This window comes from Mesonia aquimarina, assembly GCF_003667275.1.
GTDB lineage: Bacteria > Bacteroidota > Bacteroidia > Flavobacteriales > Flavobacteriaceae > Mesonia > Mesonia aquimarina.
Genome location: NZ_RCNV01000023.1, coordinates 1 through 1,684, shown reverse-complemented (window position 1 = coordinate 1,684; position 1,684 = coordinate 1). Strand labels below are relative to the sequence as shown.

At 37.9% G+C, this 1,684-nt stretch carries 1 protein-coding gene; it reads right to left on the bottom strand.

Annotated elements, in window-relative coordinates; all coding sequences use genetic code 11:
* Positions 1–39: 39 nt before the first annotated feature.
* Positions 40–1,641: an IS1182 family transposase gene (locus D9R05_RS15405; protein WP_121668110.1), complete on the bottom strand. Its 1,602-nt coding sequence runs from the start codon at positions 1,639–1,641 to the stop codon at positions 40–42.
* Positions 1,642–1,684: the final 43 nt, after the last annotated feature.

Genomic DNA, 1,684 nt, shown 5'->3' with positions numbered 1-1,684 from the left:
GTAGCCGTTGCACAAGCCCTAAATTTTAAAAACACTTCATCAATATAAGCCGCTTTTAGCGGTTTTTATTTTTAAATTCCATAGCGTTGGGTGAAAAATTAAGTTCCTTGAAAGTGAGCTATAGAGCTTCGATAAGCGGTTTTTCTTATAATAAATAAAGGCTAGGTTTGTTGCTCCGCTTTTAGCCTTATTTGTAATAAATTTCAAATATTTTTTCAAATTATAAGCAATGGCAGACATATGCATACATTTGTCTGCTTGCCTTAGCCCAATGGTATTTACTTTTCGTAATCCCATAAATTGGGTTAATGTTCCAAACACTGGTTCTACTGTGCTTTGGCGTTTGGCTTTCATATAATTGCCTTGTGGGCTGTTTACGCGTTGATTGTTACGTTGGTATTGTTTTCTATAGGCTGTAATACTAATACGTTTTTCGTGACTTTTTCCTATACATTGTTGTTTTATAGGACAAGCTTTACAGTCGCTTCGTTTGGTAAAGTAGTTATCTTTTAAAGTTCCTTTTTCGAGTTTTTGTTTTCTAAAGGTGACTTTTTTCCCCTGTGGGCAAAGCCAATAATTTCCTTTTTCGATATAAATGAAATTCTCAGGACCTCCTTTATAAGTGCCGTGAGGGGGAATAAAGCTTTTAAGACCTTGTTTTTCTAAAAAATCATAATTCTCTCCGCTACTATAGCCCGTATCCGCTATACAGTTTTCCCAATACAGAGTTGATTTCCATAGTCTTCGTTTAACACGTCGGACAATATTTATTAACTGCTGATTATCTTTTCCATCGGCACGATAGGCTTTAATATCGGTGATGACATGATGAGCGGTATCTACACTCAATTGTGAGCGGTAATTCAACTTTCTTGCCTTGCCGGGTTTTACACTAATGCGAGCATCGGGGTCGGTTGGGCTGTAATGGGTCTTATTACTGGTGTACCTTGATCCTTTGTTTTTTGCTCCCGGCCGTTGGTTCTGTTCTTTAGCCCACTTTTTATTGCGACTATTAATAGCTTGAAGTTCGCTCTTGCTTGCCGATAACTTTTGTTGTGTTTTAGGTGCGTTGTTGTTCTTTGCTTTACGCAAGGGTTGTTGTTTATCACCTTCGCTAATATGACGAAGTTTTCGTAAATGAGTTTCCAGTTCTTCCTCAGGAACTTTAAGCTCTAGGCTATCCATAGAAGCATTGGCGTTGACTGGAGCACTATCAATGGCTTGAGTATGACCGCTAACCATTCCCGCATCCACACAAAGAGTAAAAACTTTGGTAAATACTGCTTCAAAAACATCTACAGGAAAGAGTTGTCGAGTACGGCTGATGGTAGAGTGCCAGGGAAGTTCTTCATCTATATCATAACCAATAAAATATAAAATATCTAAACGCATACTGCAATGCTCGATGAGTTTGCGGTCGCTGATGATGTTTTCTAAATACCCTACCAAACATAATTTGAAAAACACCACCGGATCGATACTCTTCTGTCCGCTGCTTCCGTAAAAATCATGAGTAAGTTTATAGAGGAAATCTAGATTTAAAGCGTTCTTTAAACGTCGGTAGAAATTTTCTTGGGGAACCCTATCGCTCAACTGAAAACTGTTGAAGAGTTTTTCTTGATAATTCTTTTTTCCTTGCATTCCATGAAATTAAGGCTTTTTTGTAACTTGTGCAACAGGCACA